The sequence below is a fragment of the uncultured Pedobacter sp. genome, from assembly GCF_913776295.1.
Lineage (GTDB): Bacteria > Bacteroidota > Bacteroidia > Sphingobacteriales > Sphingobacteriaceae > Pedobacter.
Window position 1 is genome coordinate 39635 of record NZ_CAJYOJ010000066.1, and the last position, 24240, is coordinate 63874.

Sequence of the window (24240 nt, forward strand, 5' to 3'; positions counted from 1 at the left end):
TATGATCAAGACCCTATTTATTTTTGAATGGAAGCTGTGGTACCGAAAGCCATTCTATCTGGTTTTGCTAGGTTTTTACATTATCATTAGCTTATACAGTATTCATTACGGAAAAAATGTAGTTGCTTCACAGCAGGTTGTTATCGACAGTTTGCAGAAAACCTATGCAGCCAAGATTGACGAATCTGTGAAAAAATTTAAATCGGACACCCTTACTCCACAAGGTAAAAAGGACTATGCCGGTGTAAGCGAGCCATCGTCGGTAAATTATAACATTAAGCCTTACGCAATTTTTACACCCAACGGTTTTAGTGCATTGGCCATTGGACAGCGTGATGTGCTTCCATTTTACAAGCAGGTTTCTACTGAACGAAACCTGACACAAAATTATGCTCCTGACATTTCAAACCCAGAAATTCTGGCTGAGGGAAATATTGATCTCTCCTTTGTAATCATATATCTTCTTCCGCTTTTAATGATTGGCTTTAGCTATAATGTCGTTTCAAGTGAAAATGAGAACGGTACATTTTCTTTAATGGCAGTGCAGTCCGGGAAACCGGAGAAAATAGTTTTGCTTAAATATCTGATCAGGATATCCCTAATACTACTGATTACTTTAGCCCTTAATATATATGGGATTATTCAGGCCTCAGAAGGTAGCATTAATCCACTCAGATCATTGAACTGGATTGCTATAGTATGTTGCTATATCTTTTTCTGGACTGCCTTACTGTATCTATTTATCAGACTTAGAAAGAGTTCCATCCTGACCGTACTTTATATGTCGGCAAGCTGGATGGTGCTTGCACTGTTAATTCCATTTACACTCAATCTCTATATAGATCTTGCATATCCCACCTTGCTCAGGGCAGATATGGATTCTGAGCAGCGCAAGATTGAGGAAGACGTATGGGCCATCAGCCCTAAAGATTTGATCTGGAATTTCTATAAGCATCATCCGGAATATAAAACTGGCAACGTCAATGACTCGCTTCAGTATAGTCCACGGCGCTTTGCTGCCTATTATGATGAAATGGAACGGCGCCTTTATCCAATAACTCAAAAATTCAATGACCGGATTGATGAGCGGAATGCACTGATGACAACATTATCGGATTGGGTGCCTACGCTTGCGGCTCAAAAAGCTTTCAATCAATTGGCACAAAATGACCTGGCTAGCTTTAAAAATTTCGACCGAAGTACTAAGTTTTTCCAAAGACAATGGCAGGACTATATCTACGGCTTTATTTTCAACGACAAAAAATTCAGTGCTGATGATTATACCAGGTTTCCAAGCTATGATTATAAGGATGCCGGCTTAACCATCAGAAGTTGCCTAACACTGATATTTTGTGGGTTTTTTCTTCTCATTGCAACAAATAATATAAACCATAAAACAATAAAAAAATGAAAAAACGGTACATTTTAATAATTCCATTATTAGGAGGCTTTTTGGGGGCTTTTGCCCAACAAAAACCTTCTAAACCTATAAATCCCGATACAGCCAAAGTGAAGGAACTTCAAGAAGTAGTTGTGCGTGACACTAGACGAAAACTGAAGAACGATACCTTGTCCCAAACTTTGAAACTGGATCAGCCATTATTGACGATGCCGCAAAATATAGTGAGTATCTCATCTGCTGTTCTTGTTGATCAGGGTGTTTTCAATTTACGCGATGCCGCCCGCAATTCCAGCGGCACTTATTTTGGTTTGAACAACAACGTATTTGATGGCGCAAGTAATCTTTATATGCGTGGTCTACCTCAGAATGGAATTGTGAGAAATGGTCTTCCAACTGGCGACTATGGACATTCGCAGGATGATGAATCAGTGATTGAGCGTATAGAATTTATTAAAGGCCCTGCCGGTTTCCTCGGTGGTTCTGGTGAAGCTGGTGGCAGGATCAATGTGGTAACAAAAGTTCCTACAGATAACAATATTTTAAACGCAACCTTAACTGCGGGAAGCTTCAATTTTTACAGGGCTGCTGTAGATGCCGGAAGTGCCGTAAAGGAAAAAGGATTTTCTTACCGGTTTAATGCTGCTTATAACTATCAGCAATACTTTGTTGATATTATGAAGTCAAACAAATTTATAATCGCACCTGTAATTCAATATAATTTCAGTAAACGAACTTCAATTTTGGCAGAGTACGTTCTAAATAACCAAACTGCCATTGGCGGTTCAACCTATACCAAGTTTTTTGCCCAGGATAAAATGCTAACTGATGATCGCCACGCCAACTATCAGGCAGATCCGGGACTACCAAATTCTTACTCAAAATCACAATATGGAAGGATTGTGATTAAACACGAGTTCAACGACAACTGGAAAATAACTTCTCAATCTTCTTTTTATAAAACGCCATCAGAAACCTGGTCATTTCTGGCGGAAGAAACCGGATATAATGCAGTTGGATTTGACGCAAATGGTATTGCGCACAGACTGAGCTTTCGCACGTATAATAATGGCCGTGGAGCTTCAACGCAGTTATTTTTGAATGGTAAATTTAAAACCGGAGAAAAAATCACTCACCGTCTATTATTTGGCGGTGAATACGTTCTGGATAAAGATTCTACATTTCAGTCTTATGGTACAAAATCTTTTGAACTGAACATTAATAACCTCAAATATGGTTTGAGCAGGGATGAATTGCAGGGAAACCAGGAAACCTTTAATGGATTCCGGTATGACAATAATTTTGCCGCAGTTTACCTGTACAATACAACAAGTATCAGTGATAAATTCTTTATACAATTTGGTGGTCGCTACACCTACAATAAAAGGGAAAACAGCGGCATTTTTGCACCAGAAACTAAAACCTTGAAGCAAAAGGCATTCACCCCCCGTGTAGGGTTAACTTACCTGATAGATAAATCAACTTCTATTTTCGCTCTTTACGACCAGAGCTTTGTCCCTACAGCAGGACAAGATAAAGAAGGGAAAGCTTTCGTTCCAATCAGAGGTGAGGATAGGGAAATAGGCTTGAAGCGTGATTGGTTTGGCGGTAATTTATCGACAACAATTACAGGTTTCGATATGGCGAGAAACAATATGGTCACGGTAGACCCATCTGCGCCAACTTTTAACGTTCAGCTTGGGCAGGTTAGAAGCAAAGGTATTGAATTAGATATCATCGGTCGTGTAGTATCAAACGTTACCATATCAGCAAACTATGCTTATTCTAATGTTAAAGTTACAAAAGATAATAATCCTGCATTGGTTGGCCAGCGTTATGCTTCGGCTCCACGCCAAGTAATCAATACCTGGTTACGCTATACATTTCCGGCAGATGCTGTTCCGGGTCTGAGCTTAGCTTTGGGTCAAACGACCATCATTAAAAAAGCCACTACAACACCTGATACCTATATACCGAATTACACCAAACTGGATGGCTCAGTAGCTTATACCTACCGTAAAGTTACCACCCGTTTGCTGTTGGATAACCTAACTAATAAAAGATATATACTGGCCGGAGATATCTATAATGGAAATGGTTATTACACAGAAGGTATGCCATTCAATTTCAAACTTTCTGTAGCCTACAGGTTATAAAAATTTAATTGATACTATTATTGCAACTGTGTTGCGATATTAGTATCTTTATGCTGTTGCAACATAATGGGATAAGCCGATCCCCATTATTATCAGGCATAACTTTTAAATTTAAAACTTATGAAAGAATTAAAAAGAAAGCTCACTTTGGATGAACTGAAAGTAGATAGCTTGGTAACAAGCATCAGTTCTGAGGTTTCACAGCGTTTGGCTGGTGGCTTAGGTGAATCAACTCACCCAACGCATACCGAAAAAACCGATCCTCAGCATCCAAAAGATTGTACTTGCCCAAGCCAATCAGCATCATTGTCTGCTGTATTGTAATAAGCACAATCCTTTCGCCGCTCTGATTACTTCGGAGCGGCGTTTTATTTTATAAAGATTACCAGTTGTTTGTTGATTAGATAGCGGAGTTGTTCGGTCAATTTATTCTTCAATAGTGCTTTATCTCCAATCTCAAATTCTTTTATTAATTGTTTTAATAGGGAAGAAAACTTTGTTTCCTTTAATAAATATTTTAGAATTATGCCACAGAATTTGGTAGGATGATATTCTTCAACTCGGTCATTACCTGCCCATAGTACAGCCTGATATTCAGCTGGGCCACTATCCGTATTCTCGAACCATATCGCTTGTTCACTTTCACTCCAATCCCATTCTGTTTTCCTTATGTGAACGTGTCCGCTTAGCTGGAATTTTAATTTTTCAAAATCAGCGGTTGGAATTTCGTTGAGCATTAGTAGCTGATCTTTGAAAAAACTCCGTTTTTGTTCCCTGTAAATATTATAATCAGGTGTGATTTCCATCATTACTTTTTGGAATTCAAATTGAAAGATATCTGACAATCTATCTTTAAGGTTTTCTGGTACCGCTTTTACCACTTGCTCTAAATACTTTGAGAGGCTGATGATATCATTGCTCCGTTCACCATACCACAAATCTCCTAAACCTACCTGTGCGTGTTCCAGTAAAGACAAAGTACGCCGGTAGAACTTTCCGTAGATACGTTGCTTTATTTCATTAATTTGCAATCCTTGCTTTTTATAAGGTCGTGAAGGCGCAGTTATGAGTGGTAGCAAGATGGAATCCGTTTGATCGTTTAAAAGTTGAAGGTACATATATCCGATTCCGGCAGTTCCTAACAGTAATGATGGATCATCTTTATCGGTGAACCAAGCCGATGCATACTTTCCAATATTATCTTTATGTTCCAGGCTTTTCTCGGCAAGGAAATATGCGTGGACTTTTAATTCAGGCCTATTAAAAGTTTTGGCACCTGTTAGAAATAATTCCATCCAAGAACCAGCGCCTGTGCTGATCGTAAAATTCGAAAACTCAGCTTTACCGTAAATATCATCCTGAGTGAGCTTTAAGCATTGTTTTGCTTTATCAAGCAAATAATTTTTTTCGAGCTGTCTTCCTGCGTTTAACCTCACTAAACCCATCCCCGTTATACCGTGGGCCCAGGCGTTTACATCTCTTTTGTGCTTTAGATAAAAAGACAAATTTTTTCCCGGCTTTTCATTAACGCCACTATGCTCCGGATATAAACGCATATCAATCCAAGAATGCAAGTATTCACTATAATATTCATCCTCAAAATATAGTGCTTTCTCAGCAATCCAAATAAGACCGGGAATTTGAAGTGAATTAGCAATCTCAATAAAAACGTGTGCTATTCCGGATGCTCCGTGTGTGACTCCAGTAAGACTATCAATAGCATTAGAAAAATACCCCCACTTTAGCCCAGTTCTGGAAATCCTTGCTTTATCAATTAACCTGCTAAGTAACAGGTCAACCATATCGCCAGTTTCAGTGCTGCCAGAATATAAATGGAGATAGGAAATTACAAACAGGTTACCAGCATTGCCACTCAAAAAATCATCAATGGTCACTTTATCTATAATGCCATCTTTGATATCATAGAACAAATCTTCAGCAGATTTTAAATGCTCACTTTTTCCACTGATCTCAAAGAGTTTTATAAATGCGTAGATGACACCTGTTGCACCGGTATAAAATGTATAGTATTTAACCGATGAGGATTGAACGTATGCTTTGCACCAACTCAGACTTTCTTCTGCAGCTTTCAGATATTTTTCATCTTTCGAATATTGGTACAAGGAAATAAAGAACAATGATATTCCAGCAACACCATTGTAGATTTCCTCATTTACCTGCTGATAAGCTTCTCCGTATGGTTCCCTATCCAGCGTATGCCAATAAATCCCATTTTCATTCCGTTGAGAACGGTGTAACAATTCATTAGCAATCCGTATGACCTCTCTGTGAAGTTGCTGTTTTAATTCCATTCCTTATTGTTTCAAGCGTTCTGCGTAATAGATAAATGATGTATGACTCATCAATGTTGCGGATGCTAAGACGATTGTTATTCATATGGATAAAGCTTCTTACGATATCCAATCTGGAAGAAAGATCAAGATTTACATTCTCGTAATCATATCGCTGTTGCAAACAAGACAAATAGTAGGTTGATGCTGTCTCATCATTGAACGTTTCCATTTTTAATTCATTCCAGATCAGCTCTACTGCAGGGACGAGATCATCGGTATATTCTTGAAACTTCTCTTCGAAATGATGAATAAAATAGCTCCGTTGGGTGGGAATATCCTTTGTCATATCGTATAGAACAAACAGCCAATCTTCAACAAAATCATTACAAAGCTGTATCATTTCTCCAATCTTTAGCTTTAAGCCAGTCATTAATATCAAATTTATTTTGATGGCCATTGATAATGATGATTGACGTTGCTTGTCTTTAAGAAGATTGATGACAAATTCAGAAGAGCATTCAAATTGTTTTTCGGCTATAGCAATCACCTCGCTGCCACCATACCTTTCAATTTCCGGCAAATAAGGGCTATACCGAATGTAAACACTGTCCGCAGTGGCAAGGTTTCTATTTTCTCGATCATTTAAAAAGCACTTATAAGTATTTTCCAGTCCAGACTTCCAGGTCGCCACCATATCAGCTGGCACCTTCAACCGAAGCCTCATATGATAGCCTGATTCATAATAGTGGATGAAGAAATATCGATGTAATTCATATCTTGATCGCATCTCATTGATAAATTTGGCGACACATTCTATCAATAAGTCTTTGATTATGTCATTATAATAGATATATGCTGAGATCCATACCTGATTTTTAGCATCTTTATTTGTATTCATACCACTGTATTAGCGTTTCATTTATTGGATTTTTATTTAGATGGTCAGTTGAGGGCAGCATTTCTTCCAGGAAAATGTGATCCCCGGCTTTGCGTAGCAGTTTAGACCAAAGTGCTACAATTAAAGGTGTTTCAAAGCAAATATATTGCGGTTTATAATCATCTGAATTGCCAATTGTCGTATCATCTGCCCTTAGTTTGATATAAAGAAAAATTTCAGCAGGAATGTGATGTAATGTCCGCCATTCGTTTAATTCCATAAAATAAGCTGCATCATCCTGCTGATCTTTTTTCTTCGGAATTGACCTCGTACGAATGGTCCAACTTTTCCTCTTGAGTATGAGGAGATCTTCGTAAACCAATCGGGGCATAAAATAAACTTCTCTTTCCTCAAATTTGTCTTCACTGCCATATAAGAGATCTTGGACAGCTTGTCGTATCGGATTAAAATTAATGCTGCCTTGTACAGAAAAATTGGATAATAGTTGATAGAGTTTGGACCGCTGTGAAACAGATTGGAGGCACATATCGTAAGGTATAATCTGCTTGCCTGAGATCTTGTCACGTAAGCACAACTGTCCGGTCGCTTTACATATGTATACCATAATTCTTTTAGCATCGATTTGTTGCTCTATCGGCAGTGCAGTATATCCATTCGGGATTTTAAGTTCGTAAGGCAGCAATGGAGGATGAATATTGGCGTTGAAAAAGGATGCATCTGATAATTCCATCATCATTACCCCATCATTTAATGTTTTGTTCAATTCACGTTGTTGAGCAGTCACTTCCTCATCAAATAGATGAAGAAAACGACCTGATGCCCGTCCCATTCCCGGACATACGCTGTTGATCACTGCTTTTAACTTTTTGCGATCAACATATAATTGGGTAAACATTCCAAAAGAAATATTTTGGGCCGGTTGAGACTCATCATTGGTAAACTCCTCAAAGCAATGCCTGGTTAAACAGATTTCGTCTTTTTGACTATTAACTATGTTTTGCAACTTTTCTTTCAGCACTGCAAAAAAATCATTGTATTTAGATTTTTGTATTTGATCAATTTCACCAAAACCTGGCTGTATCTTTTGTTTACTTTCCTGCTGGTTTTTTTCATTAATGGCATAATCACGATAAAAGTCAAGCAAGCTAATTTCCTTCTCCAAGCCATAGGTTTCAATAAAGAATTCACAAATTTGCTGCAGCTTTGAAACTTTGCTGAAAGGTTTAAGGTAATTGCCAAGCTCACTAATTAACTCTACTATTGCTTTAATAGAAATTTCATCTACTATAGCAATTTCAGGAGTGTAAGTATCTTCGAGTACAATATTTTCTGTAGTAATTGATGATAATAAATAAGGAAGCCTTTTAAACTTGTTGTTTTCAAAATTCTGTTGGAATTGCTTTTTGTATGCCTGTCGATCAAATCCCTTCAGTCCAAGGCATTCCAAAAAATCATCAAAAATCTTTTCAGATCTATCTACCATATGCTGTAAAATCATATGGCGTGGTGATGCCGCTGAGGTTTCATACAACAGGTAATTCAGCCGCTGATCCTTTAAATATTTTATCACATCGCTTATTAAATATGATGGCGACTCGTAATTTTTCAACGCTTCAATCAACGCTGTATCCCAGTCCGGTAAAAGCGGCGAGACTTTAAAGTCAAATTCAAGCAAGCCTACCTCAACTAGTTTTAGCAGATATTCTTTAATCTCAGTTGGAGTGGCATCTATGTCATTTCCCAGAATTCCAACTAACTCATTCAGTCTATAATCTTTATTTTCAGTGTCGCGGATTTCTAATAACCTATTAATAACAGGATTGACATCAACGGTCTGAAAAGATTCCAGGTTATGGAAATTTATTAAAAAGCTGACCTTATTGTCTTTTAAATCTATTGTTGGATTAAAATTGATGAAAACCGAATCATTGATATCTGGATGAGCCGATACAAGATTTTTGATATGTTCCAATACGCGGTTGTTCAATCTTAAACGACTTAATATTTTACATTCGGCAGGAAGTTGAAGTAATACACCTGACGGAAAAATTTTACCCAATCCAATATGTGTGAACGTGCTGAAAGGAGAAGTTTTGTAATACATTCTGGTGAGATATCTCAAAAGACTGTACTCAATTTTAAAATCCTTTTTTGTTAATTTTTCAATTGGTTTATTTACAAATTGAATGACTTCATTATAAAGATCATTGCTTGAAAGCCGAATACCTTTTAAGAAGAGTTCATCTGATGAAATTTTACGAAGAGCTTTATGATTATTTAGCTGATGCTTGTCAAAATATTCCTTCCAGCTGGCCATAGCAGCTTTCCTGGTTTCCCTCAATGAACTGTAACGATGTAAAAGGTTAGTTTCAATATTAGATTTGATCGCTAATATTTCACCAATATTTGGAACGTCGCGATCATTAAATACATCCCTTTTAAGATTGATCAGCAACTGCTTTTCTAAAACCACATCGGTTCTTGAAACCTCGTGAAATAAATAGTCACATAATAGTTCTTTTACAACTTTAATCTCGGTGTTTAACGATGTAAAATGCGATGAAATGGAAATCCAACTTTTTAATTTAAGCTGCTCGAATTGCGAATGGTCACCCGATGCATATCTGAAAAATACATATGGATAAAGAAGGAGCCTGCTATTTGATTGCGTTTTTTCTGTATTCATTAATTTCTATTTACCCAATTCGAGTTGATTTTTGATAAGTGTGTAATATGGTCCCTTAGCCAAAGCCAAATCTTTGTGCGAACCTTGTTCGAGAATTCGCCCTTTATCCAAAACCACAATGTTATCTGCATTTCGCACGGTACTTAATCGATGAGCAACGACCACTACGGTTCTACCCACAAAAAATTCATCGAGATTTTCCTGTATAACCTTTTCATTATTTGCATCCAGAGAATTAGTGGCTTCGTCCATAAAAACGAAATCAGGGTTTTTATATATAAGCCTAGCGATAAGGATTCGCTGCTTCTGGCCTTCACTCAAACCGTGGCCATCTTTACCAATGATCGTATTAAACCCAAATGGAAGGCTTTCAATAAATGATAGCATATTTGACATTTTACACGCACGTATTAATCTTTCGTGGTCAATAGCATCAAATCCTACCGTCACATTATTGGATATAGTATCGGCAAAGATGAATCCGTCCTGCATCACTACACCACACCGCTTTCTCCATTCTGAAGCATTGATAGAATCCAAGTCAGTTTCGCCCAAAAGAATATTTCCTGAAAAAGGGCTGTAGAATTTTAGGAGCAACTTTAGGAGTGTTGTTTTTCCACTGCCACTCATTCCAACAATTGCCGTGGTTTTACCATATGGGATTTTCAGGGACAAGTCATCGAACAATAATGGAGTTTCAGGAGCGCCATACCTAAAGGAAATTTTACTTAATCTAAGAGACTGTCTCTTAACTTTTTTAAATTCCTGCTTAGCATCATCTTCGTCAGCTTCAAGAAATATTTCATTCATTCTTCGCATACTAAAATCTGCATTTTGGTAGGTCCGGATAAATTCTGTAAACTGAAAAATGGGTGTATTTAATTGTCCGGCAATAAAAGAGATCGATAACATCATACCCATTGACATTTCTCCCGAAACAACTGCCGAGGCGGCCAGGTAGGTAATCAAAACATTTTTTATTTCGTTCACCAATTGGGTCCCGTTCTGTATGCGTTGATCCAGCTTCAGGCTTTTTAGCTTAATTGCATAAGCATTTCGCTGCTGTTGTTCAAAATGTGTGGTTTTTTGATTTTCACAGCCTGTAAGTTTGATTTCCTGTATAGCAGAGATACTCTCTACCAGCATCAGTTGATTGGCTGACGATTGTCTGAACAGTTTATAGTCTATAATTTTTCGTTGTTGAGAATTGACCAAAATCCAGCAAAGCATTATCGCACTGCCAACTAAAAAAGTGCAAAAAATAGGCATATTGTAATAAGCCAGCACACTTCCAAAAACCAGAAAGCTGATAATGGCTAACAAGATGTTGACCAGGGATTCCGTAAAAAACTGTTCAACTTTCTGATTATCCTGCATCCTTTGGATATTGTCGCCAATATTTCTGGTATCAAAAAAAGTGAAAGGGAGTTTCAGCAGTTTCGATAAAAAGCTAGTGCGCGTTTCAATACTGATCTCAGTACCTATGCCAAAAAGTAACCTGGCCCTGATCACATCCATCGCTATCCGGCCGAAAACCAATAACAATTGAGCAAGTGCCAATAACTTTATCAATGAAAGGCTTTTACCATTTATTCCTTTATCGACAATAGCCTGTGTTATAAAAGGAAGAATTAGGGTGAGGCTGGAACCGATTAATAGCGTAAGTACGGTAAATAACAGTTTCCTTTGATGTGCTTTAAGAAGCTGCCACGAATGAGCCAAGCCAATTTTAGGCTCTTTTTGTGAAACAGTATCGTAAAAGATTGAGGTTGGCTCTATAATTATAGCTCTGCCCTCATTTGTGCCCAGTTCTGATTGCCAATGGTTCAAGAACTCACTAACCTCATACCTGATTTTACCAATTGCGGGATCAGCTACCCAAATTCCATTTTGACTTACCTGATAAAGAACAACGAAATGCTTTTTGTCCCAATGTAAAATACAGGGCAACTGTACTTTTTCTTTTAAGGTGTCCAAATCAATTTCAACGGGAAGTGCCTTAAAACCCATCTTTTCAAGTGCTCCTTTTAATGAACTGAAACTAACACCTGCTTTGTCGATATGGCAAAGATTTCTAAGCCAATAGATGGAGTGGCTTTTTCCAAAATGTGCTGCCACCATACGCAGGCAGGTTGGCCCACAATCCATCGAATCCAACTGACGGTAAAAAGGAAAAGTTGTTCGTATGGCCATAGGTTAATTACTTATCAGGTCATCATTCTTAATGCCCCGGTCGTTTTTCCTGATAGATGATTTAAGGTTGTTGATATTGTAGTTAAGCGATAGACTGAATGAGCGATAAAAGCGCTGTGTATTTCGTTCCTGGATAAAATCAATGCCATTTGTTTTTGCTAATACATACCGGTATTTACTGAAAGGGTTGTTTGCAGTTGCGGCAACCGTAAATTTCTTTTGGAATAGATTTCTTGAAACCCTGAAAGTACTTGCGATATACCCGTTACTTGATCCTTGAAGAAATATATCCCTTCCCCTGAGCGTTGAGGCAAGGCTAAAGCGCCAATTTTCTTTGAAATCATAACTCACATTTCCGTAGGCATATCCTTGTAATCCACTATTGGTAAACGAGTAATTATTATAAGTCCCTTTCAACCATACATAATTCAATTCACTATTCAACGTAACAGAAAGCGCCTTAGTGAAAGGATAACTTACACTAAGGTTTAACGATAATCCCCTGTCTTTTCCAAGATTTTCGAAACTGGTGTAAGCGATACTATCAACCAAGGTGGTAACTGTCTGAATGGTATTGTTAGAGAAGGAATAACTGCTACTAATATTGATGTTCGCTTTACCGTACCGGCTATAGCTTAATTCAAGATTATTCTTTAAAACAGCTTTCAAGTCCGGATTGCCAGATGAAGCGAAAGCTGGATTGGCACGATTAACAAATGGATTGAGCTGACCTATCCCTGGTCTGTTGATTCGCTGTGTAAACCCAAAGTTCAATGCTCCCTGTTTTAACCTATGTTGAATGGATATTACCGGTATCAGGTTGGTATATGAGGTATTCAGGCTTTGTTGCTGTGTTACAAAATCGCCATTTACTATGGTATGCTCCAATCGAAGTCCCGTTTTCAGTTCAATTGATTTAATCTTAAAACGCCAGGATTGGTATAAGCTGAATATATTCTGACTATAAGTGAATTCATCATCCGGTTGTAGATAACTGTTAGTAGAACCGTTTATAGGTGCTAACAATCCAGTTGTAAAATCGCTGGTGTTGTTACGAAATATAGCTTTTCCACCACCTTCAAATGTAAATTTAGATACCGGATGAACATAGTCTGCCTGAAATGTCTGCTCGGTTAAACTGGCCTGATTTTTTTGCCAGTAATCACTCATTGTATAATTCTGCTTATTGGTAAAATAAACATCATTGGTCTGTCTTTCAGGAGCGTGCTGATATTGATAAGAAAGCGTTAGTAACCGGTCTTTTTTATTCTTAAACCCCTTTTGATAATTAACATCGAGATTAAGCCCACTTTCTCTCTGCGGATTAAGGTTACGTGCCTGATAGCTTTGAAATAATTGTTGCTGGTCATTTAAAGAGAGTGCAGAAATTAATGTTTGATCATCATACCTGGTATTCGTAAAATTAATGGAAGCGGTAAGTAGATTTAATGTATCAATATCATAGCTAAGTTCAACGCTTTCGGTAAAATAGCTTCCTTTAAAGGAATAGTCACCAGATTGGGAAAAACTGGATTGATATGGTGAAAATGTTTGTCTCCAGACACTTTTCTGCAAATGACGTTCAAAATCCTGAAATAAGTAAGCTCGCCCAGTGATGCCAAATTTGCCTTTTTTGCCCGAAAGTGTAAGATTTTCGCCAGTACCAACTGTGTTGTTATAGTTAATACCTATTGATGCGCTATAACCATCAACCAGTTTTTTGTTTAGGACAATATTTATGATCCCTGCAAGCCCCTCAGCATCATATTTGGCTGGTGGTGTAGTGATGACCTCAATTTGTTTAACAGAACTGGCTGGCATAGCCCTCAATGCTTCTTTAGGGTTATTGACAAACATCGCCGACGGACGGCCATTAATAAATATCCGGTAACTGCCGCTACCTTTTAGCAAAACATTTTCTTCGCCATCCAATGAAAGGAGCGGAACTTTGGACATCATTTCCAATACATTTAAAACCTTATGATCCTTATCGGCTTGGATGTCATATATTAAACGGTCTATTTCTTGCCTAATCTTTGGCCGATTACCAGTTACAATTACTTCATCTAATTTTTTTGACTTTCGGGGGAGGTATATGGTGTCCAGATTGAACGTTTTGGTGGATTTTAGCCAATCCTTATGCACCGTTATTGTTTTTTGTTCATAACCAATACAGCTAATGGTTAAAATGTAATCATAACGAGGTGAGACCTCAAATGTAAAATACCCGCTTGTATCTGTTAAGGTTGACTTTTTAACATCGAAACCAACCGCCGAAAAGCTAACTGATACTAATGGAATAAAATGTTTGGTTGATGAATCGGCTACTTTCCCAACTAATGATATGCTGGCTTGCCCATAACAAAAAACGGCAGAAAAAATAAAAATGAGCACTAAAAATCTTCTCATATTTCAAGTAAGAAGTTCATAAAAATTTAAGCTGTTCACCGTACACTTGAATCGGTAGATCGACAGTACGGCTAAAATTACCGCAACAAAGTTGCAATAATTTAATGTGATTTCAAAGCATTGTTAATGTATTTGGACAATAATATCCCGCAAAACTTAATTTTCGTAGATAACCATTAAGGATGTATATCTTTTCTAATATTTTGTCTAAGTTTGCAACTTAGTTGCAGTAACATAAGTATTATTTGTAGCTAAATATTGTTTAATATGAAGATGATTGACTGATTTCTTTACCGCCTGGATTTTCATTTTCTCTTTATCCAGTACGAGTAATATGTCCGAAAGCTGTTCGGGCATTTCCTGTTTAGTCGTTGTTTCTTCACTCATAATCTGATATTTTAAAATTCACCGTCGAATGTAAAGGAAGCCTTCACTGATTTGCTTTATGTGGCACTCAAAGGCAGCGTTTGTCACTTATTGGCATCCAATTTGGGCAAAGGCGGGTTAAAACTTTCTCTGATGAACTGATGCACATCGGACAGTTTGTAATACAGCTTTCCGCTAATGGTATAATAAGGCAGCTTGCCTATGGAGCGATACCGTTGCAGGGAACGGTTGCTTATTTTCAGCATTTGCAATAAATCCTGATTGTCCAGTAATTCTTCGCCATCTATGCTGTTGCGCTTCTTTTGTAAATCGTCTATGTGGTTGCCGAGAATGTCAAGCCTATCCATTATACGTTCCATCCACGCCACGAATTCCATTCTGTCAATGTTCATACGTGTATGCTATTAATGATTACCTGATTTCAATTTTCTGCCTTTCTCAATATAGCTTTTGCCTTTTGCCATAAGTTGCTCTACATATTCATCCTTGGTCTGCACAGCGTTTGCATTGAGCATTTCTTTGATAGCACCAATCGTATAGTAATACTGCCCATACATTTTGGAAAAGACTATCTGACCTGTGGTGCGCATACGCCACAATGTTTTTTCGCTGATGTGGAGGTACTGGCAGACTTCGTGATTGTTAAGCCACAAGCTGTCGTAGCTTGTATCTTCCAATTTGAGGATATATTCGCTAATGGCTTTCAACCGTTCATTAAGGTGCTTCCACACTTCTTCTTCAACTGTTATTATGTTCATAGCACTGTTGTTTAATATTCACAGGGCAAAATTCAGAAGTGTGGCAGTGTTTGTCTGCCAATGCTTACCCATTGGTTTGGCATTTTTTTGAAAGTTTTTGCAATGAGGAAAAACCTTTGATTGGTAAGGGTTTTAGCGTGTTTCGGATATTTTGTGAAAGCCTTTTGCCCATATTTTCCAATTGGCAGATATGGGCAAAAAAAAAGCAGCACATTTGGTGTACTGCTTTGAAAACCTGTGTTAGCCTTATTAAAGGTCTTTATCCATATATTCTTCGAGAGAAATTTTTAGCTGGTCTAAAAACGCCGTCCTGGAGCCAGCTCTTGTCTTCATCCTATGGAAAGAATGATGTATATCGTTTAAGGGTGTTTGGAATAAGATTTGGAATATCAACGCTAATTTTCTAATACCTATTTTACCGAAGGCAATAGATTTCGACGCATATAAAGCGTAAATCAACTCAATGAGCGCATTCTGTGAATTAGTCCACGAAATGTCTTTGTTAGCATCCCCGTTTATTGAAATGGTATCGGGATTTTTCCCAGGGCTTATTTTAGTAAGCAAAAAAGTATAAAGTAACTCATTGGCTATAATATGCGCAATTTTGTTATCATAATAAGTGGAAAAACTAAGGTCAATTTCAAATACGGAACTCTTTAATCCGTCGTGATAATTGATTTTTCCAAGCCTGAAATAGCAATGATCCCGGTCGGTTCTGCCCGCACGGTAGTACCTGTAAAAGTCCTCACAGGAAATGTTTTCCTTATATTCAGATTTAAGGATTTTTAATTGGTTCTCAAAATAACTTTGATGTATCCGCCCCGTACTTACCGGGCAGGTAGTTTCAATACGGAATACTTTATTATAATAAATAAGTTTCCCTAAAATTTGCGGTTTGATGTCCTTAAAAAAATGGATTTCCTGCTGGTCGTCTTTAAATCCGGTTTGTAAGACTTTCATCTTTATGGTAAACAGCATTTCATTCAAAAATAAGGTCATCTGGTAAGCCTCATCCACAGTTTGCATCACTTTAGAAGACAGCTTATCTTCCTGACGCTGAATTTCCGATAATATTTTATTCAACACGATTTCCATAGTTTAGGCGTTAGTTAAGATATTGGGACAAATTGTTGACTGAGAAATAGATCTTTGTTAATTTGCCAAAGCTTGGAAATAACATTTAAACCAACATCACAGATTGACCCCATATTGGGAAAGATTTATTTTTAATTAGGCTTTTTTGAGGAAAGATAAATAACGCAAAAAGGGTAAAGTTTGAGTGTACTTTACCCTTTATTTTTTTATATTTGCAGTAATGATTTACAAGGTAATCAGATGAAAGCGAGTGCAGTAAGCACCATTACTAAATCGTTACCGATAGCACTTCCGGTTCTTGTAAACTCTTCTTTATTAGCCACTTTAGGCTATATTAATCTTTTTTCTCAAAAAAATACAGTTAAATTCAGCTATAGCCTTTACAGCTCAGGCTATGTCCTGCTGGATAGGAGAAACCTGTCTTCAATGAACTTGATGAAGGCTGCCTTGTAATGTGCCGCCATCAATACTTCATACTTTCCAAGGTTTATTTTATTACCTTCAATTTTCTTTACAAAAGCCGAATTGATGATGTAGGATTTATGTACCCTGAAAAAGCTGGTATTATATTTAAGTTTTTCCTCCATTGCCTTAATAGTCATGTAAACTGAGTGATTTTCGGTAGGCGTGTATAGATGGATATGATTATTTGAACCCTGGATATAGATAATTTCGTTTTTTGGTATAGTTAATATGGTGCTTTTATCGCTGGATTTTCTAAAATAAAACACATCTTCACTGTCCCCTTCAAAATTATGACTGCTATAACATTCTTTTAATACATCATTTACCACTTTTGCAAATTCTGAAAGATCAAATGGCTTAAGAAGATAATGCTTTGCCCTGACTTTAAAAGCTTCGATCGCATATTGCGGATAGGAGGTGATAAAAATAATATTATGCGATTCGCCTTTCAAATTCTCCGCGAGGTTAATTCCCGAAAGATGAGGCATATCGATATCTGTGAAGATGATATGGCTTTGCTTCAGCATGGTAATATCGTTTAATGCTGAAACTGATTTTGTATACGTTAGTGCTAATCTGAGCCTTGGAAATGCGGAGATACATTCTTGAAGAGTATCAATAGCTGACTGGTCATCATCGATGATGATGCAGGGAATTGTATTGTTCATGAGAGACATATTAGATATGACAAGATACAAAATATTCCTGGTTAGAATCACGGTTATACAAAAGCTTTTTTACGATGGTTTACATTTTCAGGCTTCTTTTGATTGAAGAAATACGATGAAATTGGTGGCAGGCAATCCCGTTAAAACGTATATTTTATGTTAAAAAATGATTAAATCTATTGATCAGATAGGCGTTCATATTGACTTGATGCACTTCTATTTTTAAATCAGACCTTTTGCTATGCTGTTTTTAGAGGCTTAGTCTGGCATTTTAGCGAAATAAAATGCACCTTTGCGAACCGTTAATTAAGGTTTTGGCATGTAATAAAATAAATAGCTGCGTATGGAAGAAATGGTTGTGGAAGAAATTCAGGAACTAATTGAGAAAGAGAACGATAAAGCGCTAAAGCAATATCTGGATCAACTGAACATTTCGGATGTGGAAGAACTGATTGACGAACTTCCACAATATGCAGCCAAATTTATCGAAACCTTGTCCCTCAACAGGGCCGTAAATGTTTTCAGGATTCTGGATTTTCCTACACAGGAGCGTATTATTAAAAAACTTTCAGGCAATAAGCTCAATCAGATCATCAAAGATCTGCCACCCGATGACCGTACGGCACTTTTTGGTGAACTAAAAGGAGATGTGGTAAAAAAAATGATTACCCTGTTGCCACCACAGGAAAGAAATGAATCGCTCACCCTTTTAGGTTACAACGAATACAGTATCGGCCGGTTAATGACACCCGATTACATTGCCGTAAAACCTGAATGGTCTATCGCGAGGGTGCTGGCGCACATCAGGCGTTATGGAAAGAATTCCGAAACCATTGATGTAGTGTACGTAATCGATAAAGAAGGGGTACTATTGGACGATATCAGGATCCGGGAGGTTTTACTCGCCGATCCTGAAGCCATTATCGGTGAGTTGACCGATAAACGTTTCATCGCCTTAAAAGCAAACGACCCTCAGGAAGATGCCATTAACATTTTTAGGATGAATAACCGCGTAGCTTTACCTGTGGTAGACGAGAATAATATTCTTTTAGGTATCGTTACCGTTGATGATATTTTGTGGATAGCCAACGAAGAGTATACCGAAGATATGCATAAAATAGGGGGTACAGAGGCTTTGGATGAGCCTTATCTGGATATCCCGATCCTCAAATTGGTGAAAAAGCGTGCTGGTTGGCTAATCGTGCTGTTTTTGGGCGAAATGTTAACCGCAACAGCCATGCAACATTTCGAAATCGAACTCGAAAAGGCAGTGGTATTGTCTCTTTTTATTCCTTTGATTATGAGTAGTGGCGGTAATAGCGGTTCCCAGGCATCAACGTTAATTATCCAGGCCATGGCTTTGGGCGAAGTAACCATTGCTGAGTGGTGGAGGGTAATGCGCCGCGAGCTCGTTTCCGGAGTATTACTGGGGGTCATTTTAGGGACAATTGGTTTTGTCCGTATTGTAACCTGGCAAGAATTACACCTCTATAATTATGGGCCACATTGGTTATTAATCGCCACTACAATATTCTTTACCCTGGTGGGGATTGTTTTATGGGGCAGTTTAATCGGTTCGATGATGCCCATCATTCTAAAAAAACTGAAACTCGATCCGGCAACCTCATCTGCACCATTTGTAGCTACTATGGTAGATGTAACCGGAATCGTAATCTATTTCAGTGTGGCCGTATTAATTTTAAAAGGCGTTTTACTTTAAATTTAGATTATGCATAAGAAAATTACCACGCTCTTTACCGATATTGGGGGCGTTTTGTTAACCAATGGCTGGGATAGGCAGGCGAGAGGAGAGGCTTCAGTACTTTTTAAACTTGATTCTGTTGATCTCGAAGAACGGCATCACCTTACTTTCGATACTTATGAAGTAGGTAAGCTAACGCTGGATGAATATCTGGAGCGTATCGTTTTTTTCAAAGAACGTGATTTTACTTACGATGATTTTAAGGAATTCATGTTCAAAAAATCGCTTCCTTATCCGGAAATGATTCAGTTGATCTGTGATTTAAAAAAGAAATACAATTTAAAGGTAGCAGTAATCAGCAATGAAGGCCGGGAACTCAACCAATACCGCATCAATACCTTTAAATTGAATGAGTTTGTCGATTTTTTTGTTTCATCCAGTTTTGTGCACTTCCGTAAACCAGATGCAGATATCTTTAAAGTAGCGATAGACATTTCGCAAAGCGACGTAGAAACTAGTTTATACATTGATGATAGGATGTTATTTGTACAGGTTGCCGAAGGTTTAGGTTTAAAAGGTATTCATCATACCGATTACGCAGATACCAAAGCGCAATTAGCCGCTTACGGGCTGGAGGTTTAATATAGATATTCTCTCATCCTGATCGTCATCCTGAATTTATTTCAGGATCTTCAGTTCGATAAAACCAGAAGATTTGACAACTTTCCGGACAACCGTGCTATTAAAGTTGTCAAATCTAAAATCAAAATAAAAGCCACTCTAGAGAATGACTTGTAAGTTTTTTAATTCCTTTGGAGGGTAAAAGCATTAAACATTAAATCTGAAGTGCATAATATCGCCATCTTCCACTACATAAGTTTTTCCCTCTACACCCAATTTTCCGGCATCTTTACAGGCATTTTCAGAGCCTAAGGTTACAAAATCGTTATACTTGATCACCTCTGCACGGATAAATCCTTTTTCAAAATCGGTGTGGATTACGCCGGCAGCCTGTGGCGCTGTAAAACCTTTTGTAATGGTCCAGGCCCTAACTTCCTGCACACCGGCGGTGAAATAGGTATACAGGTTTAATAATTTATAAGCCGCACGGATCAGTTTGTTTACGCCCGATTCGGTTAACCCTAAATCAGCCAAAAATTCCTGACGCTCTTCGTAACTATCCAGCTCGGCAATTTCTGATTCAATTTTAGCAGAGATCACTAAAACTTCCGCATTTTCATCCGCAACGTTTGCTCTAACCAGGTCAACATATTTATTTCCGGTAACTACAGATGCTTCATCCACATTACAAACATACATGACGGGTTTTTGAGTTAACAAACCTAAATCCTGGATGAACTCAAAATCTTCTGGTGCCAATGGTGCCGTACGGATTGATTTACCGCTTTCCAAGTGAGATTTAACCACCGTTAAAATCTCATAAGTACGTTTGGCATCCTTATCACCACCTGTTTTAGCCATTTTTTCCACTTTTTGGATACGTTTGTCAACAGTATCCAAATCTTTAAGCTGAAGTTCAGTATCAATAATTTCACGATCACGGATCGGATCAACAGAACCATCCACATGGATTACATTTCCATCATCAAAACAACGTAAAACGTGAATAATGGCATTGGTTGCACGGATATTTCCCAGAAACTGGTTTCCTAAACCTTCACCTTTTGATGCACCTTTCACCAATCCTGCAATATCTACAATCTCGATTGTGTTGGGTTGTACTTTATTGGGTTTAACCAGCTCGGCCAGTTTGGTTAAGCGATCATCAGGTACCGTAATTACGCCAACGTTGGGCTCGATAGTACAAAAGGGGAAATTTGCCGCCTGTGCTTTTGCATTTGATAAACAGTTAAAAAGAGTAGATTTTCCCACATTTGGTAAACCCACTATACCACATTGTAATGCCATTATTTTTTAGTCTTTATGTCTAGTTTTGGCTATTGGTTCATAATTTTATGATCAATAGCCCTATGCTCATTTAATCTTAAGTTTTGTCGGCCGTGCTATGATCTATCAAACCATCAACCATCAACCATTTTACCTTTTCCGCCTTCCGCCTTCCGCCTTCCGCCTTCCGCCTTCCACCTTCCACCTTCCACCTTCCACCTTCCACCTAAATTCCGCGCAAAGATAAGCTTTTAAACCTTTATTTAAACCCCTGCTCTTGTATCAAATCTATATTTTATCTAAGTTTAGCCCAAAATACATAATAGAGATTAAATGGAAGATTTTGAAAAGGAAGTGCCCCAGGAAGTAAAATTGATTGTTACCGAAGAAATGCGCAGTTATTTTTACGATATGAGTAAATGGGCAAGATTTTTATCGGTTGTAGGTTTTGTGATCTCTGCATTTTTAACCTTGAGTTCATTTGGTATAGGGGCGGCAATAACAGCAAATCCTGCAATGCTTAATCAATTAGGGCCGTTAGCTGGTATCGGCGCAACGGGCATTACCATATTTTACCTTTTGTTGGCCTTACTTTTTTTTTACCCAAGTTTATTGTTAATGCGTTTTTCAGCAAAAGGTAAACAAGGTGTATTATTTGGCGATCAGGAAAATTTTAATGATGCCATCGCAAATGTAAAATCACTGTTTAAATTTTGGGGAATACTTACTATTGTATTTTTGGCAAGCTATTTTCTATTAATTCTCGCAGTAGCGGCGAGCAGTATCGGTATAAAGTAAACGGTGCTTCCAAAAACATAAAAAAGCCTCCTGATGTCAAAATCTGGAGGCTTTTTATTGAAATTATATTACTTAAAAAGTAAAATCGTCGCTTGTTCTGGTGCTATGTTCTCCATTTTCGGAATATTCATAACGTTTTTCAACCACATCCTGATGAGTTTTGATGTAATCGACAGTCTCATTTAGTCCTTCTGCAAATTTTTCGAAATCTTCTTTATATAAAAAGATTTTATGTTTTACAAACACACCGTCTTCTAATCTTTTCTTGCTCTCGGTAACTGTCAAATAGTAATCACCCGATCTTGTAGCCTTCACGTCGAAGAAATAAGTTCTCTTGCCTGCTCTTACTTTCTTTGAAAAAACTTCTTCTCTTTCCTTGTTGTCGAATTCTCCCATGGTTGGTATTGATGTTGGTTTTTGGTTTCGGTAAATATAAAGCAAATATTTAAAGTTCAAAATACAATTTTAATACAATTTAAATTGTACGCGTTTCCTCCTCCAAAAGTTGGTTGTTATAAAGCTCCGTATAACTCCCGTTTAACCTAAGTAATTCATTGTGTGTGCCTTGTTCAATGATTTTGCCGTTATCCAGTACCAGAATCTTGTCTGCATTTTTAATGGTCGAAATCCTATGGGCGATTAAAATACTGGTTTTTCCGGCCATGATCTTACCCAGGTTTTGTAGTATTTCTTCCTCTGTTTTCGTGTCAACAGCCGAAAGGCAATCATCGAAAATTAAAATCTTAGGTGATTTAATCAACGCTCTTGCGATAGAAACGCGTTGTTTTTGCCCTCCCGAGAGGGTAATTCCACGCTCACCCAGCATTGTCTCAAATTTTTCGTCGAAATCGATAATGTTGTTATAAACCGAAGCATTTTTTGCCGCCGCATGTACCGCTTCATCCGTAACCTCGTCTAAACCAAAAGCTATATTGTTTTTTATGGTATCCGAAAAGAGAAAAACTTCTTGAGGTACGAAGCCTACCTGGCCGCGGTAATCTTTAAGATTTAATGCTTTTATATTTTTCCCATCGATGGTTATTGCACCATCCTCCACATCATACATCCGCATGATCAGATTTGCCAAAGTAGATTTTCCGGATCCCGTTTTTCCGATAATGGCTACAAATTCGCCACTATTAACTTCAAAACTTACATTCTTCAAAGCTTCAATGCCTGTATCCGGATAGGTAAAACTCACCTGATCAAATTTGATATTACCGCTTAATTCAATCTCTGCAGTTTCGGTTGATTGGATGTCTGACGGGATGTCTAAAAATTCATTTATTCTTTTCTGCGAAGCTGCAGCCCGCTGGATTAATGAAGTAACCCAGCCCAGCATGGTCACCGGAAAGGTTAACTGGTTGATATAGATAATAAATTCGGCAATATTCCCTGCGGTAATGCTGCCATTCATCACCTGAACCCCACCTATATATATGGTTAAAATCGTACTCAATCCAATTAACAGCAGCATGGTAGGATAAAATAAAGCCGATACCTTAACCAGGCTCATGGAGTCTTTTTTATAATCATTGCTCTGGATTTCAAACATATTCCGGGTATAATCTTCACGAACATATGATTTAATAATCCTGATGCCCGAGAAACGCTCTTGTACAAAGCTGGAAAGATTTGATAACCGCTCCTGGATCTTTCCGCTTTTTTTAAATATCAGGGTGTTTACATAATAGATAATTACGACCAGAAAAGGTAGCGGCAACAAACAATAAACAGCCAGTTTGGAATTTACATCAAACATCGACCATATAATGAGCACAGATAACACAAAAGTGTTAATCGTATACATAATCGCCGGCCCAACGTACATTCTTACCCGGTTTACATCCTCTGTCGCCCGGTTCATTAAATCGCCGGTATTATTCCGGCGGTAAAAACCTAGGCTCAGCTCCTGGTAGTGTAGGTAAATATCGTTCTTCATATCGAACTCTATATGCCGCGACATCAATATAATGGTTTGACGCATAAAGAACAGGAACAGACCCCGCAATAAATAAAGCGCAATAACCAGCAATCCAAAAAATAACAGGTTGCTGCTAAATATATCGTAAATAATAGCCTGACGATCGAAACCGGCAAAAAGATTAAACAGCTGAATGTTTTCGCCGATTAAGTCAACAGCGTAGCCAATGACCTGTGCAGGTACCACGCCAAAAATATTAGAAATCACCACAAAAATACTTCCGGGTATAATCCACCATTTGTATTTGAGGAAGTATTTGTTTAATCGGCTCAGATGTTTCATGTTGCACAAACTTAGATAAATTTGTTATTTCATTCTACTTATTTGTCTATTTGAAATCGAGCTTTAAAAATTAATGACATTATGAGCGCAAATGCCAGTCGTTGCCAGGCTGATTGTTGGAAATGTGTGGCCTGTCTTTCGGGGCCATTGTAGCCCTG

At 37.8% G+C, this 24240-nt stretch carries 19 protein-coding genes; 6 read left to right on the forward strand and 13 right to left on the reverse strand.

Features of this window, described 5'->3' with window-relative positions; genetic code table 11:
- Nucleotide 1 precedes the first annotated feature (1 nt).
- The 3 genes from QZ738_RS15075 (at nucleotide 2) to QZ738_RS15085 (ending at nucleotide 3879) form a co-directional block, all read left to right on the forward strand.
- Nucleotides 2-1411: a DUF3526 domain-containing protein gene (locus tag QZ738_RS15075; protein WP_293788564.1), complete on the forward strand. Its 1410-nt coding sequence runs from the start codon at nucleotides 2-4 to the stop codon at nucleotides 1409-1411.
- Nucleotides 1408-3555 carry a TonB-dependent siderophore receptor gene (locus QZ738_RS15080; RefSeq protein ID WP_293788565.1) on the forward strand — a complete coding sequence of 716 codons (2148 nt, stop codon included), beginning with the start codon at nucleotides 1408-1410 and terminating at the stop codon, nucleotides 3553-3555. Before QZ738_RS15075 ends, QZ738_RS15080 begins: the two co-directional genes overlap by 4 nt.
- A gap of 120 nt (nucleotides 3556-3675) precedes the next feature.
- A complete protein-coding gene (locus QZ738_RS15085; protein WP_293788566.1) occupies nucleotides 3676-3879 on the forward strand; it encodes a pinensin family lanthipeptide in 204 nt (67 codons plus the stop codon).
- A 44-nt stretch (nucleotides 3880-3923) separates the two neighbouring features.
- Here QZ738_RS15085 and QZ738_RS15090 read toward each other — a convergent pair whose 3' ends face one another.
- The 10 genes from QZ738_RS15090 to QZ738_RS15135 all read right to left on the reverse strand — a co-directional run bounded on the left by QZ738_RS15090 (nucleotide 3924) and on the right by QZ738_RS15135 (nucleotide 17408).
- Nucleotides 3924-5867 carry a lanthionine synthetase LanC family protein gene (locus tag QZ738_RS15090; RefSeq protein WP_293788567.1) on the reverse strand — a complete coding sequence of 648 codons (1944 nt, stop codon included), beginning with the start codon at nucleotides 5865-5867 and terminating at the stop codon, nucleotides 3924-3926.
- Nucleotides 5821-6747 carry a thiopeptide-type bacteriocin biosynthesis protein gene (locus tag QZ738_RS15095; protein ID WP_293788568.1) on the reverse strand — a complete coding sequence of 309 codons (927 nt, stop codon included), beginning with the start codon at nucleotides 6745-6747 and terminating at the stop codon, nucleotides 5821-5823. Before QZ738_RS15095 ends, QZ738_RS15090 begins: the two co-directional genes overlap by 47 nt.
- Nucleotides 6734-9433, reverse strand: coding sequence for a lantibiotic dehydratase (locus tag QZ738_RS15100; RefSeq protein WP_293788569.1), 2700 nt, complete (start codon nucleotides 9431-9433; stop codon nucleotides 6734-6736). The genes QZ738_RS15095 and QZ738_RS15100 overlap by 14 nt, the downstream gene beginning before the upstream one ends.
- A 6-nt stretch (nucleotides 9434-9439) precedes the next feature.
- The gene (locus QZ738_RS15105) at nucleotides 9440-11626 is read right to left on the reverse strand and encodes a peptidase domain-containing ABC transporter (RefSeq protein WP_293788570.1); all 2187 of its coding nucleotides are present in this window, start codon (nucleotides 11624-11626) and stop codon (nucleotides 9440-9442) included.
- Between the two features lie 3 nt (nucleotides 11627-11629).
- On the reverse strand, nucleotides 11630-14035 hold the full coding sequence (locus tag QZ738_RS15110; RefSeq protein ID WP_293788571.1) for an outer membrane beta-barrel family protein: 2406 nt from the start codon (nucleotides 14033-14035) through the stop codon (nucleotides 11630-11632).
- A 207-nt stretch (nucleotides 14036-14242) separates the two neighbouring features.
- Entirely contained in the window at nucleotides 14243-14422 is a 180-nt protein-coding gene (locus tag QZ738_RS15115; RefSeq protein WP_293788613.1) for a hypothetical protein, read from the reverse strand.
- Nucleotides 14423-14505: 83 nt separating this feature from the next.
- Nucleotides 14506-14814, reverse strand: coding sequence for a helix-turn-helix domain-containing protein (locus QZ738_RS15120; protein WP_293788572.1), 309 nt, complete (start codon nucleotides 14812-14814; stop codon nucleotides 14506-14508).
- Between the two features lie 12 nt (nucleotides 14815-14826).
- Complete coding sequence (locus QZ738_RS15125; protein ID WP_293788573.1) at nucleotides 14827-15180, reverse strand: helix-turn-helix domain-containing protein; 354 nt, start codon at nucleotides 15178-15180, stop codon at nucleotides 14827-14829.
- Between the two features lie 249 nt (nucleotides 15181-15429).
- On the reverse strand, nucleotides 15430-16275 hold the full coding sequence (locus QZ738_RS15130; RefSeq protein WP_293788574.1) for an RteC domain-containing protein: 846 nt from the start codon (nucleotides 16273-16275) through the stop codon (nucleotides 15430-15432).
- A gap of 392 nt (nucleotides 16276-16667) precedes the next feature.
- Complete coding sequence (locus tag QZ738_RS15135; protein ID WP_293788575.1) at nucleotides 16668-17408, reverse strand: LytTR family DNA-binding domain-containing protein; 741 nt, start codon at nucleotides 17406-17408, stop codon at nucleotides 16668-16670.
- Between the two features lie 343 nt (nucleotides 17409-17751).
- Between QZ738_RS15135 and mgtE the strand changes: the two genes are divergently transcribed.
- Both mgtE and QZ738_RS15145 read left to right on the forward strand, forming a co-directional pair.
- A complete protein-coding gene (mgtE, locus tag QZ738_RS15140; RefSeq protein ID WP_293788576.1) occupies nucleotides 17752-19128 on the forward strand; it encodes a magnesium transporter in 1377 nt (458 codons plus the stop codon).
- 9 nt (nucleotides 19129-19137) lie between these two features.
- Nucleotides 19138-19752: an HAD hydrolase-like protein gene (locus tag QZ738_RS15145; protein WP_293788577.1), complete on the forward strand. Its 615-nt coding sequence runs from the start codon at nucleotides 19138-19140 to the stop codon at nucleotides 19750-19752.
- A 186-nt stretch (nucleotides 19753-19938) separates the two neighbouring features.
- On the opposite strand, the gene ychF is transcribed toward QZ738_RS15145, so the two are convergent.
- Nucleotides 19939-21039 (reverse strand): redox-regulated ATPase YchF, encoded by a 1101-nt coding sequence (gene ychF / locus QZ738_RS15150; protein WP_293788578.1) that lies wholly within the window; start codon nucleotides 21037-21039, stop codon nucleotides 19939-19941.
- 312 nt (nucleotides 21040-21351) lie between these two features.
- Here ychF and QZ738_RS15155 point away from each other — a divergent pair, with 312 nt between their 5' ends.
- Nucleotides 21352-21816 (forward strand): hypothetical protein, encoded by a 465-nt coding sequence (locus QZ738_RS15155; RefSeq protein ID WP_293788579.1) that lies wholly within the window; start codon nucleotides 21352-21354, stop codon nucleotides 21814-21816.
- Nucleotides 21817-21888: 72 nt separating this feature from the next.
- Here QZ738_RS15155 and QZ738_RS15160 read toward each other — a convergent pair whose 3' ends face one another.
- Together QZ738_RS15160 and QZ738_RS15165 are read right to left on the reverse strand one after the other, a co-directional pair.
- On the reverse strand, nucleotides 21889-22212 hold the full coding sequence (locus tag QZ738_RS15160; RefSeq protein ID WP_113947092.1) for a DUF3276 family protein: 324 nt from the start codon (nucleotides 22210-22212) through the stop codon (nucleotides 21889-21891).
- 79 nt (nucleotides 22213-22291) lie between these two features.
- Complete coding sequence (locus QZ738_RS15165) at nucleotides 22292-24082, reverse strand: ABC transporter ATP-binding protein (RefSeq protein ID WP_293788580.1); 1791 nt, start codon at nucleotides 24080-24082, stop codon at nucleotides 22292-22294.
- Nucleotides 24083-24240: the final 158 nt, after the last annotated feature.